Genomic DNA, 16,294 nt, shown 5'->3' with positions numbered 1-16,294 from the left:
AGCGCAGCATGGTGGGGAATATGCCTTTCAAGGCCTATAACCATGCTGTCTGAGGCACCAGGAGCGTTGCCGGCGCCAGCGGGTGGCGTGATTTTCCGGGGAAATGGAATATGTCTACGAATTGCACCAATATGGCTGCAGGCGTGCGCGTCGTTTTGCGTTGGCCGCTGGTGTTCGCGCTGCTGCTGTTGAGTACGCTGTATTCCGGCAAGGCCGCAGCAGCGGCGTCGCAATATTGTCCGACGTTGAACGCCACTGTAGTTCAGGGTGGCTCGGTGCAGATCGACGTCACCACCTGCGACGGCACTGGCGTAGACGACATCGGCGTTGGCTGGGACGGAGTGCAGCCTCCCCACGGCACTCTGACCGTTCCTAATCCAAGCGGAGCACAGGGAACGCAGATCGTCACATACACGCATAATGGCGACAGCGCCACCAGTGACACGTTTCCGCTGGAAGACGGCGCTGGCGATACCATCACAGTCAATATCACGATTACCCCCTCGCGGACCGCCAGCATCGCGGTTAGCCCGTCCGCCGCCAACGAGGACAGCGGTACCTCCTTGGTCTACACGGTGACGCTGAGCCAGACCAATACCTCGGCGACCACGGTCAACCTGACCCGCAGCGGCACCGCGACCAGCGGCACGGACTACTCCGGCGCTGTGACCAGCGTGGTGGTGCCGGCCAATACCGCCTCGGCCAGCTTCAGCGTTACCCCGATCGCCGACACCGCGGTGGAAACCGACGAAACGGTGATCTTCAGTGTCGCCAATGGCACCGGCTATTCCACCGGCAGCCCGTCCAGCGCCACCGCCACCATCGTCAACGACGACTTCCCTTCCGCGAGCATCGCCGTCTCCCCGGCCAGCGTGTCCGAGGACGGCGCCACCAATCTCCTCTACACGGTCACCCTGAACCAACCGTCGCCCACCGCGCTGTCCATCGGCTTTGGCGTGAGCGGCACCGCGACCTCGGGCACCGACTATGCGGCCGTCAGTTCGCCGCTGGTGATCGCCGCCGGCCAGACCACCGGCACCATCACCATCAATCCGACCGCCGACAGCACGGTCGAGCCCGACGAAACCGTGGTGATCAGCCTCAACACCGGCAGCGGCTACACGGTCGGTTCGCCGAACAGCGCCACCGGCACCATCCTCAACGACGACCAGCCGGCGCTGTCGATCAACGATGTTTCGGTCAACGAAGGCAATGCCGGCACCACCAATGCCACCTTCACCGTGTCGTTGAGCGCGCCGGCCGGCGCCGGCGGCGTCAGCTTCGATATCGCCACGGCCGATGGCACCGCCACTGCGGGTGTGGACTATGTCGCCTCCAGTCTGATCGGGCAGACCATCCCGGCCGGCAGCAGCAGCGCCACCTTCACCGTGCTGGTCACCGGCGACACGCTGGCCGAGCCGAACGAAACGTTCTTCGTCAACCTCAGCAACGTCACCGGCGCCAGCGTGAGTGACGGGCAGGGCCTGGGCACGATCGTCAACGACGATGCGCAGCCGGCCTTGTCGATCGACGATGTGAGCGTCAACGAAGGCAACAGCGGCACCACCACGGCCACCTTCACGGTGAGCCTGAGCGCTGCCAGCGGCCAGACCGTCACGGTCAACTACGCCACCGCCGACGGGACCGCCACCGCCGGCAGCGACTATGTCGCGCGCTCCGGCACGCTGAGCTTCGCGCCGGGCGTGACCGCGCAAGGCGTGGCCGTCACCGTCAATGGCGACACCGCGGTCGAGCCCAACGAAACCTTCAGCGTTGGCCTGTCCGGCGCCAGCAATGCGACCATCGCCCGCGCCACCGGCACCGGCACTATCCTCAACGATGATGCGGTGGTGACGATCTCGCCGGCGTCGCTGCCCGCAGCAACCGCAGGCAGCGCGTACAGCCAGACGCTGAGCGCCAGCGGTGGCACCCCCGGCTACAGCTTCGTGATCAGTGCCGGTACGTTGCCGGCCGGAATGACCCTGAACGCCGCCGGGGTGCTGTCCGGTACGCCGACTGCCAGCGGCAGCTTCAACTTCACCGTCACCGCAACCGACAGCGGGGCACCGACCAGCGGCAGCCGCGCCTATACCCTGACCGTGGCCGGCGCCAACGTGATCTTGCCGGCCACCACCTTGCCGGCCGGCACCGCGGGCCAGGCCTATTCGAGTGCGATCACTCCGGCCGCCGGCGGCATTGCGCCCTACAGCTACGCGCTCACCGCCGGCGCGTTGCCCGCCGGCATCACGCTCAATAGCGGTAGCGGCGCATTGAGCGGCACCACCACCAGCGTGGGCAGCTTCAGCTTCACCGTCACTGCGACCGACAGTACCAGCGGCACGCCTTCGCAGGGCACGCGCGGATACACGTTGAACATCGCCGCGCCGACGATTGCAGTGGCGCCGTCCACGGTTCCCACCGCAACACGTGGCACCGCCTACAGCCAGACGCTGACCGCCAGCGGCGGCACGGCGGCCTACACCTACGCGATCACGAGCGGTGCATTGCCGGCCGGGATCACCTTGGCCAGCAACGGCACCTTGTCGGGCACGGCCACGCTGGAGGGTACGTTCAACTTCACCGTACAGGCCACCGACGCCAACAGCTTCACCGGCACGCAGGCATACAGCCTGACCGTGGCTGGCCCGAACCTGGTGTTGCCGGCGTCGACCTTGCCGGCAGGGACGGCCGGGCAGGCCTATGCGGCTGCGGTCACGCCGGCCACCGGCGGCACCGCGCCGTACAGCTATGCAGTCACTGCCGGCGCGCTGCCGGGTGGCGTGGGACTGGACGCTGCCACCGGCGGCCTCAGCGGAACGCCGACGGTGTCGGGGACCTTCACCTTCACCCTGACGGTCACCGACAGCACGCCCAGCCCCGCCGCGCAGGCCAGCCGGAGCTACTCGCTGACCATCAACGCCGCAACGCTGGTGCCGGGGCAGCCCACCTTGCCGCCGGCCGTGCGTGGCACCGCCTACAACCAGGTGCTCACCGCCAGCGGCGGCGTTGCGCCGTACCGCTACAGCATTGCCAGCGGCACGTTGCCGGCCGGATTGACGCTGGCCAGCGACGGCACGCTGTCGGGCACGCCAACGGTACAGGGCACCACGTCGTTCACCATTGCGGTGGCCGATGCGGGCAATGCCAGCGCCACGCAGGCCTACACCTTCACGGTGAACGATGCGGCGCCGGTGGCGGTGGCCGATGTTGCCGCCACCATGACCGACACCGCCGTGACCGCAGCGGTCACCGCCAACGACACCGGCAGCATCACCGCGATCGCCATTGCCAGCGCGCCCACCAACGGCACGGCCGTGGTCAACGGGCTGGAAGTGGTCTATACGCCGAACGCCGGCTTTGCCGGCACCGACGTGCTGAGCTATACCGCCAGCGGCGCAGGCGGCACCTCGGCAGCGGTGACGCTGACCATCACGGTCAACGTGCGGCCGGTGGCGGTGTCGGTGACTGCGGCGGCAGTGCCGGGCGAAGCGCAACAGGTGGACATCACCCGTAACGCTACCGGCGGGCCGTTCGTGGCGGCTGCGGTGGTTGCGGTGTTGCCGGCCTCGGCCGGCACCGCCACCATCACCCGCGTGGGCGGCACCGCCAGTGCGGCGGCGGCGCGTGCCTCCGGTCTGTCGCCGGCGGCCGCTGCAATGGCCGAGACGCCGACCTTTACCCTGACCTTTACACCCAACCCGGCCTTCGTCGGCCAGGCCACGGTGCAGTTCACCTTGTCCAACGCATTCGCCACCTCGGCCCCGGCCAGTGTGGTGTTCAACATCGCGCCACGGCGCGACCCGAGCGTGGATGCGGAAGTGCGTGGCCTGATCGATGCGCAGTCCGAGTCCACGCGGCGTTTTGCGCGGGCGCAGATCGACAACTTCCAGCGCCGTCTGGAGGCCACCCATCGCGGCGGCGGCAGCTTCACCAACGCAGTGAGCTTCCAGCCGACCTCGCATTGCCGCCAGGCCGAGCGCGGCATCAGTGCGCAGCCCTGCAGCCCGGACACGCAGGACGTCGACAACGACTTCCGCGATGCGCCCGCGGCGACCGGCACCACCGGCAGCAGCGCGCAGACGCAGGGTGACCTGGGCCTGTGGGTGGGCGGCGCTATCCGCTCGGGCAGCCTGAACCGCCAGACCAACAGCAACGGCGTGGATTTCCAGACCGATGGGTTGAGCGTGGGTGCCGACTACCGGGTTGCCTCGTCGCTGGCGATCGGCGCGGGCCTGGGTTGGGGCCGCGACGACAGCGACGTGGGCAACAACGGCAGCCACAGCAAGGCCACTGCCTACACGATGGCGTTGTACGCCAGCTTCCATCCGGGCAAGGCGTTCTTCTTCGACACCTTGGTCGGCTACCAGCTGCTGTCTTACGACCTGCGCCGCTTCGTCACCGATGACAGTTCGCTGGCCGAGGGCAACCGCGACGGCACGCAGTGGATCGCCTCGCTGTCCACCGGTGCCGACCTGCAACGCGGCACGCTGCAGATCACCCCGTACGCGCGGGTGGATGTGGCACGCGCCACCTTGGACGGCTATGTGGAAGCAGGCGTGGCCCCGTTCGCGCTGCGCTATGCCGACATGGATGTGGCCACCACCACCGGCAATCTCGGCCTGCGTCTGGAATGGCGTCGCGAGGTTGCCTGGGGACGGCTGACCCCGCAGTTGCGCGTGGAGTACCAGCGCGACTTCCAGGGCCGTGGCGATGCGATCCTGAGCTACGCCGACCTTACCGGTGGCCCGTTCTATCGCACGGCGCAGAGCGCGTTCGACCGCAACCGCCTGATGATGGGCATCGGTGCAGCGCTGTTGACCGAACAAGGCCTGTCGACGCGGCTGGAATACCGCGGCATCACCGACGGCGACAGCAACAACGATCAGACCTGGATGATCAATCTGGAAAAGAAATACTGATCGGGTTGTAAGCCACGCGGTCATGCAACGCGATGGGCCGGGCGAACGCCCCGGCCCATCACGTTTGTGATGTCGGCGGCGTGTTGCGCGCGTGGTTGCGATGACGCTCGCGGACGCAGTGAATGGCTGCGTTGGGCGCCTCGAAGGTTGCACGTAACGACCGCAGTACGTCGAATGTGGTGTTGAGCCTGATGGCAGTGGGTGACGCACGGTGTGCGGCGCGCCGTCGATCGGCATCTCCCGCGCAGCGCTGTTGCACGGTGCCGTGCGGCCTTGCGTCCCAGCGCGGCGACCTGGCCGCCGACACGGCGGCCAACAACGCCTCACGCGCGCATCCGGCACAATGCGCCACGCATGCACGCCACTTCCGCGCCCGATTTCCGTCTTTATCCATCCAATGCGCTGGATACCCTGGCCGCCTTGCTCGCGCAGGAGTTGCGCCGGCCGATGCCGGGGCAGCCGTTGCTGCAGCCGGAGGTGGTGCTGATTCCGCAGGTGGCGATGCGGCGCTGGTTGCAGTCCACGCTTGCGGCCGAGCACGGTGTTGCGGCGAATCTGGAATTTCTCACGCCCGGCGAATTCGTCGCGCGCGCGCTGGAGCGCAACCTCGGCGCGGCCGACGACGACCTGGACATGGCCACCACGCAGTGGCGGTTGTATGCGGCCCTGCAGTCGGACCTGGGCAGCGACGCGGCCCTGGCCCCGCTGGCCGGATACCTGTCCGATGGCGATGCGCTCAAGCCATGGGCGCTGGCCGGCGAGCTGGCCAGCGTGTTCGAGAAATACCAGGCATGGCGCCGCGACTGGCTGCTGCGCTGGGAAGCAGGCGCCGACCCGGACGACCCGCAGGCACGGTTGTGGCGCAGCATCGCCACCGGCCGGCAATACCGCGCCCGGCGCATCGGCCAGTATCTGGATCGCCATGCGCGTGCCGACGGCCCGTTGCCGCAAGGCCTGCCGCCGCGCGTATTCGCGTTCGCCATCTTGAACATCTCGCCGGACGTCCTGCGCGTGCTGGCCACGCAGGCGCGCGTGGGCACGCTGCACTTCTATCTGCCCACGCCGACGCAAGGCTACTGGGGCGACCTGCAGACCTTGTGGCAACGCCGGCGCGAAGACGGCGCCGTGCAACTGTTCGCCGAGCAGGTACAGGAAAACCCGTTGCTGCAGGCCTGGGGCGCAGCCGGGCGCGATTTCATGGCGTTGGTGGGCGATTACGAAGTGGTGCACCCGCTGGCCGAAATCGCCGCCTACGCCGACCCGCTCGATTCCGGCCGCCGCACGCTGGCCGCTGGCGGGTTGGGCGACAGCCTGTTGCGGCGCATGCAGAGCGATCTGTTCCATCGCCGCGCGCCTGCGGCGCACGCGGTATTGCCGGCGGTGAATCTGCACGACCCCAGCCTGCAGGTGCATGCCTGCCACACGCGGCTGCGCGAGTTGCAGGTGTTGCACGACCAACTGCGTGCGCTGCTCGACGATGCACGCTTCGACCCGCCCCTGCAGCCGCGCGAGATCGCGGTGCTGTCGCCCAATATCGACCCGTACGTGCCGTATCTGGATGCGGTGTTCGGCAGCCATGGCAACGACGACGCGCTGCCCTATGCGCTGGCCGATGCCAGCCCGTTGGCGAGCGAGCCGCTGGCCGAGGTGTTCCTCACCTTGCTCGGTTTGCCGATCGCGCGTTTCGGGCTGCATGAGATCCTCGACCTGCTGGCCAGCGCGCCGATCGCCGAAGCGGCCGGGTTGGACGAAGCCGGGCTGGAACGCCTGCGCAGCTGGCTGCACGCGGCCGGCGCGCGTTGGGGCCTGGACGCAGCGCACCGGCGGCAGCACCAGGCACCGGGCGACGATGCCTACACCTGGCGTTTCGCGCTGGACCGGCTGCTGCTCGGCCATGCCAGCGGCGCCGACGAGGACATCGATGGGGTGGCGCCGTGGCCGCAGCTGGAAGGCAGCGCGCTGGCCGCACTGGACACCTTGTTGCGGTTGTTGCGCGTGCTCGAACGGCATCAAGCCGCGCTGGCCGAGGCGATGACACCGGTCGAGTGGCGCGAGCGGCTGCTGGGCCTGCTCGAGGCATTGATTCCGACCACGCCGACTGCGCCGCGCGCGCAACGCGCGCTGGATCGCTTGCGCGCGTTGATCGATCAATTCGCCCGCGACGCGATACGCGCCGAGTACGCCGGCAAGGTGCCTGCCGAGGTAGTGCGTGCGCATTTTGCGGCGGTGCTGGGCGAATCGGATACGCGCGCGCCGCTGCTTACCGGCGGCATCAGTTTCGGGCGCATGGTGCCGATGCGCTTGCTGCCGTTCCGCGTGATCTGCCTGCTCGGCATGAACGATGGCGACTTCCCGCGGCGCGACCCGGCCGCCGGGCTCAATCGCCTCACCGCGGAACTGGGCACCGAGCGTCGCCGGCACGGCGACCGCTCCACGCGCGAGGACGACCGCTTTTTGTTCCTGCAGTTGTTCGCTTCCGCGCAGGACGTGTTTTATCTGAGCTATCTCGGCGCCGATGCGCGCGATGGCAGCGTGCGCGAGCCGTCGGTGCTGGTCAGCGAATTACTGGCAAGCGCTGCGCAGTACCACGCCGCCAGCAACGCGCTCGACACGCTAGTGGTGCGACACCCGTTGCAACCCTTCGCCGCTGCCGCGTTCGGCGCGCTGGGCGACGACGGTGCCGACCCGCGCCGTTTCAGTTATCGCCGGCAGTGGCGGCCGGCGGTAGACAGCCTGGTCGGCCAGCGGCAACCGCTGGCGCCGTGGGTGGCCGGTGCATTGCCGGCCGAAGGGATCGCCTTGCCGGCCAGCATGTCCATCGACGCGCTGCGCCGCCTGTTGACCGACCCGGCCGGGCAGTTCCTGCGTCATCGATTGGGCATGCGCCTGCCCGATCCGGCCGGAGAGGACGCCGATCTGGAGCCGTTGCTCGCCCCCACGCGTGGGCTGGATCAATACGGGTTGCAGCAGCAGATATTCGACGCTGCGTTGGCCGGCGACACCGAGCACCTGTACGCGCGTCTGCGTGCCCGCGCGCTGCTGCCATCCGGCCCGCTGGGGCGGCGCCAGCTCGACGAGCGCGTGGCGCAATTGCGCCCGTATGCCGATGCGTTCCGGCAGTGGCGTGGCGAATCCCCGGCCCAGTCGCGCCGCCTGCAGGTGCAGATTGACGAGATCGAACTGCACGGTCGTGTGCCGGGCTGGTACGCAAGCGGCGTGGGGCGCGTGCAGGTCGGCGCGCTCAGCGGCCGTAGCGCCATTCGCCACGGCCTGGAATGGCTGCTGCTGCGCGCCGCCGGTGAGCACGCGCCGTACGTGCGTTTCTTCGAACACGACGACGGCCTGGGCCCGCATCCCATCGACGCGCAGCCGCTGTCGCAGACACAGGCGCGCACCGCGTTGGCCGAGCTGCTGCAGCTGTATCGCCAGGGCTTACAGATGCCGCTGGCGTTCGCGCCGTACAGCAGCTGGAAATATCACCAGGCCGCACGCGGCGGCGACCTGGACAAGGCCATCAAGGAGGCGGCCGGGCAGTGGCAATCGGGCTTCGGCTGGAGCGAATCGCACAGCCCGGAACTGCGCCTGGTCACCCGCGGCCGCGACCCGTTTGCCGACGCGCAACGCTTCGCCGAGTTCGCCGCCACCAGCCATCGGGTGTATGCATTGCTCGAACAGGGAAACACTGGCGCGCCGCTGGAGACCGAGCGCGTGATCGACAGCTGGCGACACTGGCACGGCGCGCAGGAGGATGGCGAATGAGCGTCAGCCCCGTCACCGACCCGTATCTGCAGTTGCCGCTGCACGGCGTGCGCCTGATCGAGGCCAGCGCCGGCACCGGCAAGACCTTTACGCTGGCCACGTTGTTCACCCGGCTGGTGGTCGAGCGCGGCTTGCGCATCGGCCAGATCCTTGCGGTGACCTTCACCGAAGCGGCCACGCAGGAGCTGCGCCGCCGCATTCGCGAACGCCTGGTGCTGGCCGCAAGCCTGGTTCCCGAGGCGCCATCGCCTCTCGCAGGAGCGGCTTCGGCCGCGACCGAGTCGTCCGCAATCCAGTCGCCCGACGCCCCATCGGCTTCTGCAGGAGCGGACCTGGGCGCGACCGACCTCGCCGATGCCCCGTCGCAGCCAGGGCCGCTCCTCCATGAAGCGCCCGACGTGTTACTCACCCGTGCCATCCTCGCCACCCATCTGGGCGGCGGCAGCGAAACGCCCGTCGCCTTGCGTCGCCGCCTGCAGCAGGCGGTGGAAGAAATCGATCTGGCCGCGGTGTTCACCATCCACGGCTTTTGCGCGCGCGTGCTGCGCGAACACGCACTGGAAAGCGGCCAGGCGTTCGCCGCGCCGGAACTGCTCGCCAACGATCGCCAATTGCTTGGCGAAGTGGCGGCCGATCTGTGGCGGCAGCGCGCCGCCGATGCGGTGATGGCCGAAGATCTCATCGCCCTGTGGTCGGGCGGCCCCGAGGCCTTGGCCAGCGATCTGCGCGCGCTGGTGCGGCACCCGACGCTGTTGCCGGCAGTCGCCACAACCACCGACGATGCACCTGCCTTGCTGCAGGCCGCGCACGCGGCAGCCAACGCACTGGCCGCCGCATTCCAGACGCACGGCACCGCATTCTTCGACGCCATCATGGCGGCCATCGAGGGCGGCATCCTGAGCAAGGTCAGCTACAAACCCGAGTGGCTGGCATCGCTGTGGCACTGGTTCGAAACCTTCGCCGCTGCGCCTGCGCTCAACACCGCGCCGCATGCCAAGTTGCTCAAGTTGACCGCGGCGGAACTGGCTGCCGGCACCAACAAGAAGTTCGTCGATCGCACGCCGTCTTCGCCGATGAGCCACCAGATCGATGGCTATCTCACTGCGCTGGCGCGCGTGGAAGAATGGCGCAGCCGTCGCCGTATCGCATTGCTGCACGCGCTGCGCGACGATGCCATCGCACGGCTGGCGCTGCTCAAGCGGCAACGCCGCGTGCAGACCTACGACGACCTGGTCGATGGGGTGGCGCACGCATTGCAGGGCGCGCAGGCCGACGCCTTGGTCAAACGCCTGCGCACGCAATACGCCATCGCGCTGGTGGACGAATTCCAGGACACCGACGACCGCCAGTGGTCGATCTTTTCCAACGTGTTCGGCGAAGGCCGGCTCGCACGAGCAGCAGGGCTGGAACCGGCGCTGTTTCTGATCGGCGACCCCAAGCAGGCCATCTACGGCTTCCGTGGCGGCGATGTGCGCACCTATCTGGCCGCGGCCGTCACCGCCGAACTGGCGCCGCCGCTGAGCCACAACTTCCGCTCGCGCCCCGGCGTGCTGGCAGCCATCGACGCGCTGTACGCACAGGCCGGCTACGCCGATGCCTTCCTCACCGACGGCATCGCCTTCCACCCGGTGCGGGCCGGGACCAAGCGCGTGGATGAAGACCTGCAACGCAATGGCGTCACTGCGCCGGCACTGACGCTGTGGCGCGCGCCGGAACCGCCGCCGCCTGCGAAAGGTAAGCCCAAGCCCTGGAGCGCCGGCCGCGCACGCGAGCTGGCCACCGCCGCCTGCGTTGCAGCGATCCGCGGCTGGTTGGCCGGCGGCCGCGACGGCACGGCCACGGTGTGCGGCCGCCCGGTGCAGGCCGGCGATATCGCCGTGCTGGTGCGCAGCCACGGCGAGGCCACGCGCATCCAGCAGGCGCTCGGCGCGGTGGGCATTCCGGCGGTGGCCGCCGGCAAGCAAAGTCTGTTCGCCACCGAACAGGCGCTGGAAGTGCTCGCCTTGCTGCAGGCCTTGCTCGATCCGGGCGACGACAGCCGCCTGCGCGCCGCCTTGGCCACGGTGTTGATCGGCGAAGACGCCATCGCCATCGCCGCACTTGAACGCGACGGCGAGCGTCACCGCCACTGGCAGCAACAGGCGCTGGACTGGCGCGAACGCTGGCAGCGCGGCGGCCCGCTCGCCCTGATCGGCGAACTCGGCGCCACCCACGGGCAACGCCTGCTTGCCCTGGTTGATGGCGAACGCCGCCTCACCAACTATCTGCAACTGGCCGAACTGCTGCAGGAAGCCGACGCGCGCGCACTCGGCCCGCATGGCCTGGTCGACTGGCTGTCGCGGCGCATCGCCAATGCCGACGACAACGACGAAGCCCAGCAGTTGCGGCTGGAATCGGACGCGCGCCGCGTGCAGATCGTCACCCTGCACAAGAGCAAGGGCCTGGAATATCCGCTGGTGTTCCTGCCGTATATCGGCATCGGCCGCAACGACAAGGGCGCCGGCCGTCATTGCGTGGTGCATGCGCCGGACGTGGGCCGCCAGTTGCACTGGAAGACAGAGCGCGACGACCCGAGCTGGAGCGCCGCCGAAGCCGCCTGGAAACAGGAACAACGTGCCGAAGACGCGCGCCTGCTGTATGTCGGCCTGACCCGCGCCGAGCACGCGCTGTGGATCGCCAGCGGCCCGTTCCATCAGCACGAACGCACTGCGTTGTCGGCCATGCTGCGTGCGCTCGATGCGCTGCAGGGCGCGGCAGGCGAGGGCACCGTGGTGGTGGACACCAGCACGCCGCCGGCCCACTTGCCGCGGCTGCCGGCCCCGATCGAGGCGCAGGTGCCGCCCGCGCGCAGCGCGCAACGGCACATCGCCCCGGAATGGTGGGTGTATAGCTTCACCCAACTGGCCAACGCCGATGCCGGCGCGGCCACCGACCCGATGGCCAGCGCCACCGTCGTCGGCAGCGGCGGCAGCGATGAACCGTCCGGCAGCGAGGCGGTTGCCGTGGCCGTTGCCAGCGACGCCGAACCGTTCGATCCGCGCTTTGCCGGCAACCGCTTCGGCGTGGTGATGCACGATGTGTTCGAACGTTGCGACTTCGCCGCCTGGCAGGCCTGGCGGCCCAGTCAACCCGCGCCCGAGGGCCAGGCCGCACCCATCCTCCAGGCCCTGCAACGCGGCGGCTACGCCCAGGACGACCTCGACGACGGCCTGCACATGCTCACCGCGCTGATCGGCCACACGCTCACCGTGGCCTTGCCCGAAGGCACCCGCCTGGCCGACGTGCCCGAACCGCAGCGCCGCAACGAAATGGAATTCCATTTCGCCATGCGGCCCACCCGCGTCGATGCGTTGCTGGCCCTGCTGCATCGGTTCGGCGTGGTCGGCGACCGCCAGGCCTTCGGCGCGCGCCAGCGCCTGGAAGGCCTGATGACCGGCCTGATCGACCTCACCTACAGCGTGGACGGGCGCTGGTATGTGCTGGACTACAAATCCAACCGCCTGCCCAGCTACGACGCCGACGCCCTGGCGCGGGCCATGGCGCACAGCGAGTACGAACTGCAGGCGCTGATCTACACCGTGGCGCTGCACCGCTGGTTGCGCTTTCGCCTGGGCGAGGCCTACGACTACGCCCGCGACTTCGGCGGCGTGCGCTATCTGTTCTGTCGCGGCCTGGATGCCGGGCGCCCTGCGGAGGCTGCCGGGTCGGAAGCCGTTGCCGAAACCCCTGGCCATTCCATCGCGGGCCAGCGCATGTCCGCAACCGCGCGCGATTCCACGGGCGACAGACCCGATTCCGCTCCGAACGCCGGCGCCACCACCACCGGCGATGCGCGCGCGCCGCTTGGCGATCCGGCACCGGGCATCCACGCCTGGCGCTTCGAACCGGCGCTGGTGCTGGCCGTGGACGCCTTGTTCGCCGGCAAGCCCGCAGATGCGCTGTCCAATGACGCGCCAGCGCAAGGGTCCCGCAACGGCCTCGAGCCCTTCTCCCCCCGGGAGAGGGGTTGGGGCGAGGGTACGTCCGCAGCAGGGACCCCCACACCATGAAGCAGCGCACCACGCCACTGGCATGGCCGACCCGCACCGCGTCCAAGCCTCTCCGTGATCGCGCCGAGCAGGCACCACCCGCGAGCCACGGGCGCCAATGCCGCTGCGCGCCCGCAAAGCAAGCCAGCGCCACGCACGCCAGCACAGGTGCGCGGAGCATGACGGGGCGCGCGCGCGCGTGCGCCAAGGGAATGCCGACGCCATGACCCATCCAAACCTGCTCGCTGCCCTCAACCAGAGCGGCGCCCTGCGCACCCTGGATCTGGCCTTCGCGCAAAGCCTGCAACGCCTGGAGCCGGACACCGACCCACGGGTGCTGGCCGGCGCCGCGCTCGCCTCGCTGGCGGTCACCAGCGGCCACGCCGGCCTGGACCCCGCCCGCGCCGCCATGTTGCTGGACGCGCGCGATGGCCCGGCGCCCACCTTCCCGGACCCCGCCGACTGGCAACGCAGCCTGGCTGCCTCGCGCTGGGTCGACCAACCGCAGCCCGACGCCCCGGCCGCCGCCGATTGCCCGCTCGTCCTCGAACGCGGCCTGCTCTACCTGCGCCGCTACCGCGAGTACGAACGCCGCCTGGCCTTGGGCCTGCAACGCATCGCCGCGCAACCGCTGCCGCCGGTCGACGCCGCCACGCTGGCGCCGCTGTTCGCGCAGTTGTTCCCGAACGCGATCCCACCCCCTCGTACCGCGGAGCCAACCCCGCTCCCCCCGGGAGAGGGTGCCCGACGGGCGGGTGAGGGTACGGGCCTGCCCGCGCCAATCCACTACCAAGAGGGAACAAACCCCCCCACGCCATCCCACCCCCCGGACCGCCAGGCCCAGGCCGCCGCACTCGCGCTACGCCGCGCGTTACTGCTGGTCACCGGCGGCCCGGGCACCGGCAAGACCACCACCATCGCCCGCCTGCTGTTGCTGCGCATCGCCCAGGCACGGGCATCCAGCACGCCGGCCCCACGCATCGCCCTGGCCGCGCCCACCGGCCGCGCCGCCGAGCGCATGGCCGAAAGCCTGCGCGCCGCCATCGCGCGTGCCATCGCCGACGGCATCAAGCTCCCGGCCGCCGGCTCGCTCCCCGCGCCATCGGCAAGCGCCGGCCTCATCACGTCCACGCATCCGACCAACGCCGCCGCGTCCGCGTCGCCGTCCACCGGCGCCGGATTGGAACTGCAGACGCATGCCGCCTCAGAGCAGGGCGCGCCGCCCAGCTGGGAAGCGCTGCTGCCCAGCGGCGCCAGTACCCTGCATCGTCTGCTCGGCGTCATCCCGGATTCCCCGCACTTCCACCACAACGCCGACAACCCGCTGCCGTTCGACCTGATCGTCGTCGACGAAGCCTCCATGGTCGACCTGCCGCTGATGTGCAAACTGGTCGACGCCGTCGCCGATGGCACCCAGCTGATCCTGCTTGGCGATGCCGACCAGCTGCCTTCGGTGGAAGCCGGCGACGTGCTGGCCGCCATCCTGCAGGCCGCCGGCCCGGGCGATGCCCTGCAGCCCGAAGACGCCCAGGCACTGCAATCGCTGCTCGGCAGCGCGCCCGTCGAGCGTCCGCCTGCGGCCACCTCCGCCACCCGCAGCGGCGGCCTGGACGGCCACCGCGTGCACTTGCTGCGCGGCTATCGCCAGGCGCAGGATTTCGCACTGGCGCCACTGGCCGACGCCATCCGCGCCGGCGATGCCGACACCGCCCTGGCCCTGCTGCGCAGCGGCGAACTGCCCGGCGTGCACTTCCACGAAGACGGCGAAGATCCGTTGGTACTCGGCCGCGACGCGCTGCTCGCGCACTGGCGCGCGCTGGCCAACGCCCAGGACCCCGCCGCCGCCCTGCGCGATGCCGGCCGTCTGCGCCTGCTCACCGCGGTGCGTGCCGGCCCGCAAGGCGCACGCGGCCTCAACGCCCGCATCGAACAACTGCTCGCCGACACCGGCTCCGGCGCCCGCCGTCTGGGCGGCGCCTCGCCCTGGTTCCAGGGCCGCCTGCTGCTGATCACCGAAAACAGCTATCGCCACGGCCTGTTCAATGGCGATGTCGGTATCTGCCTGCGCAGCGACGCGGACCCTTCCCCCGGGCAGGGCGACGCAAGTGCCGTGACCGCGCGCGGCCACGCGGCACCGTCGTCAAGGCCGGACCACGCTGGCGACAGCGCACGCCCTGACGCCCCCGCCACCGACCGCCGTGCCCAAGGCCCCCTGGTCGCCTGGTTCGAAGGCGACGGCGACGGCCAGGTGCGCGGCTTCCACCCCGCCGCACTGCCCGCGCACGAAAGCGCCTTCGCCATGACCGTGCACAAGGCCCAGGGCAGCGAATTCGACGAGGTCTGGCTGCAACTGCCCACCCGCGACGCCCGCGTACTCAGCCGCGAACTGCTCTACACCGGCATCACCCGCGCCCGCCGCGCCCTGCACCTGGCCGGCAGCGAAGCGGTCATGCGCGCCGCACTGGCACGCCACGCCGCGCGGATCTCGGGCTTGGCGTGGCGGTTGGGTGCAAAAGACGACAAGCCACCGCCGGTTCCAGCACCCACGCCAGCGCCGCTTCCACAACCGCCGCCCAGTGCGCCTGTGCAAGGTGCGCTGTTCTGATCAATCCAGTCGGTGCCGGCGCTGTCCCGCAATGGCCGACTGCACATTGGTCACATGATCAGGCGCTTTACCGACAAGGAAGCCGAAAAGATCTGGGCTGGGTGAGCGTTCCCACCGGTTGCCTGCCGACATCCAATTGGTCGCGCGCCGCAAATTGCGCATGCTCAATGCCGCCGCGCATCTCGACGATCTGCCGATTCCGCCCGCCAACCGGCTGGAAGCGTCGAAGGGCGAGCGGCGCGGCCAGTACCGCATCCGGATCAACGATCAATGGCGCATCTGCTTCCGATGGATGGAAGGCGATGTGGTCCAGGTCGAAATCGTCGATTACCACTGAGCACGAGGCATCTGTCGATGACGGTCCCACCCAATATCCACCCTGGCGAAATTCTGCTTGAGGAGTTTCTCGAGCCTCTGGGCATCAGTCAGAACGCACTGGCACGCGCCACCGGCGTCCCGCCGCGCCGTATCAACGAAATCGTGCTGGGCAAGCGCGGCATCACTGCCGACACTGCCGTGCGTCTGGCCGCCGCGTTGGGAACCTCCGAGCGCGTCTGGCTTGGCCTGCAGGCCGACGACGAACTGGAGCAGGCGCATCGCGCGCTGGGCGACTTGCCGGCGCGGATCAAGCGGCTGGCGGCATGATCCGGGCGGCTTCCAGCACATGCTGCTAAGTCGGCATAGCGCATGCGCTGCTCGCCAACACCGGCGTCGGGTTGGGCTGATGCGGCGGCGTGCCGGCCGGTGACGCTTCGTCGCCGCACACAGGAATTCACCACGCCGCCCTGGCGCTGCGCTGGAGGTGGGTAACGTTGCGAGCCTGGCCGTCCGCTGGATCGCGTGATCGCGCCGCACGCCATTGCCGCGGCCCACGGTGGCACGCGTGAGCGCGAACAGGCGACAGTTTCGTGCAGCCTTGCGCATGCATGAGCGAGAGCACCGATTCTGTCGTGTTGCCGACGGGGGCTGCCAGCACCGCCGTT

General features: G+C 69.5%; 5 protein-coding genes and 1 pseudogene. All 6 read left to right on the top strand.

All coding sequences use genetic code 11. The features are described from left to right. Positions 1–110: 110 nt before the first annotated feature. The 6 genes and pseudogenes from ACDH77_RS20420 (at position 111) to ACDH77_RS20395 (ending at position 15,956) form a co-directional block, all read left to right on the top strand. A complete protein-coding gene (locus tag ACDH77_RS20420; RefSeq protein ID WP_372353646.1) occupies positions 111–4,919 on the top strand; it encodes a putative Ig domain-containing protein in 4,809 nt (1,602 codons plus the stop codon). Between the two features lie 354 nt (positions 4,920–5,273). Next, positions 5,274–8,678: an exodeoxyribonuclease V subunit gamma gene (gene recC / locus ACDH77_RS20415; RefSeq protein WP_372353645.1), complete on the top strand. Its 3,405-nt coding sequence runs from the start codon at positions 5,274–5,276 to the stop codon at positions 8,676–8,678. Beyond that, positions 8,675–12,727: an exodeoxyribonuclease V subunit beta gene (recB, locus tag ACDH77_RS20410; RefSeq protein ID WP_372353644.1), complete on the top strand. Its 4,053-nt coding sequence runs from the start codon at positions 8,675–8,677 to the stop codon at positions 12,725–12,727. Before recC ends, recB begins: the two co-directional genes overlap by 4 nt. A gap of 202 nt (positions 12,728–12,929) precedes the next feature. Beyond that, positions 12,930–15,311, top strand: a complete 2,382-nt coding sequence (locus ACDH77_RS20405) for an AAA family ATPase (protein WP_372353643.1) — start codon at positions 12,930–12,932, stop codon at positions 15,309–15,311. Positions 15,312–15,365: 54 nt separating this feature from the next. After that, positions 15,366–15,648, top strand: a pseudogene (locus ACDH77_RS20400) (type II toxin-antitoxin system RelE/ParE family toxin). Between the two features lie 17 nt (positions 15,649–15,665). Next, positions 15,666–15,956: a HigA family addiction module antitoxin gene (locus tag ACDH77_RS20395; protein ID WP_372353642.1), complete on the top strand. Its 291-nt coding sequence runs from the start codon at positions 15,666–15,668 to the stop codon at positions 15,954–15,956. The last annotated feature ends 338 nt before the right edge of the window (positions 15,957–16,294 follow it).

It is taken from the genome of Xanthomonas axonopodis pv. maculifoliigardeniae (assembly GCF_041519315.1).
In the GTDB taxonomy this organism is placed as follows: domain Bacteria; phylum Pseudomonadota; class Gammaproteobacteria; order Xanthomonadales; family Xanthomonadaceae; genus Xanthomonas; species Xanthomonas euvesicatoria.
The sequence above is the reverse complement of the archived record's forward strand: the minus strand, read 5'-3'. Positions and strand labels throughout refer to the sequence as shown.

Coding starts and splice junctions, on each gene's coding strand:
- ACDH77_RS20420 (WP_372353646.1), top strand. CDS start 111: ATGTCTACGAATTGCACCAATATGGCTGCAGGCGTGCGCGTCGTTTTG.
- recC (WP_372353645.1), top strand. CDS start 5,274: ATGCACGCCACTTCCGCGCCCGATTTCCGTCTTTATCCATCCAATGCG.
- recB (WP_372353644.1), top strand. CDS start 8,675: ATGAGCGTCAGCCCCGTCACCGACCCGTATCTGCAGTTGCCGCTGCAC.
- ACDH77_RS20405 (WP_372353643.1), top strand. CDS start 12,930: ATGACCCATCCAAACCTGCTCGCTGCCCTCAACCAGAGCGGCGCCCTG.
- ACDH77_RS20395 (WP_372353642.1), top strand. CDS start 15,666: ATGACGGTCCCACCCAATATCCACCCTGGCGAAATTCTGCTTGAGGAG.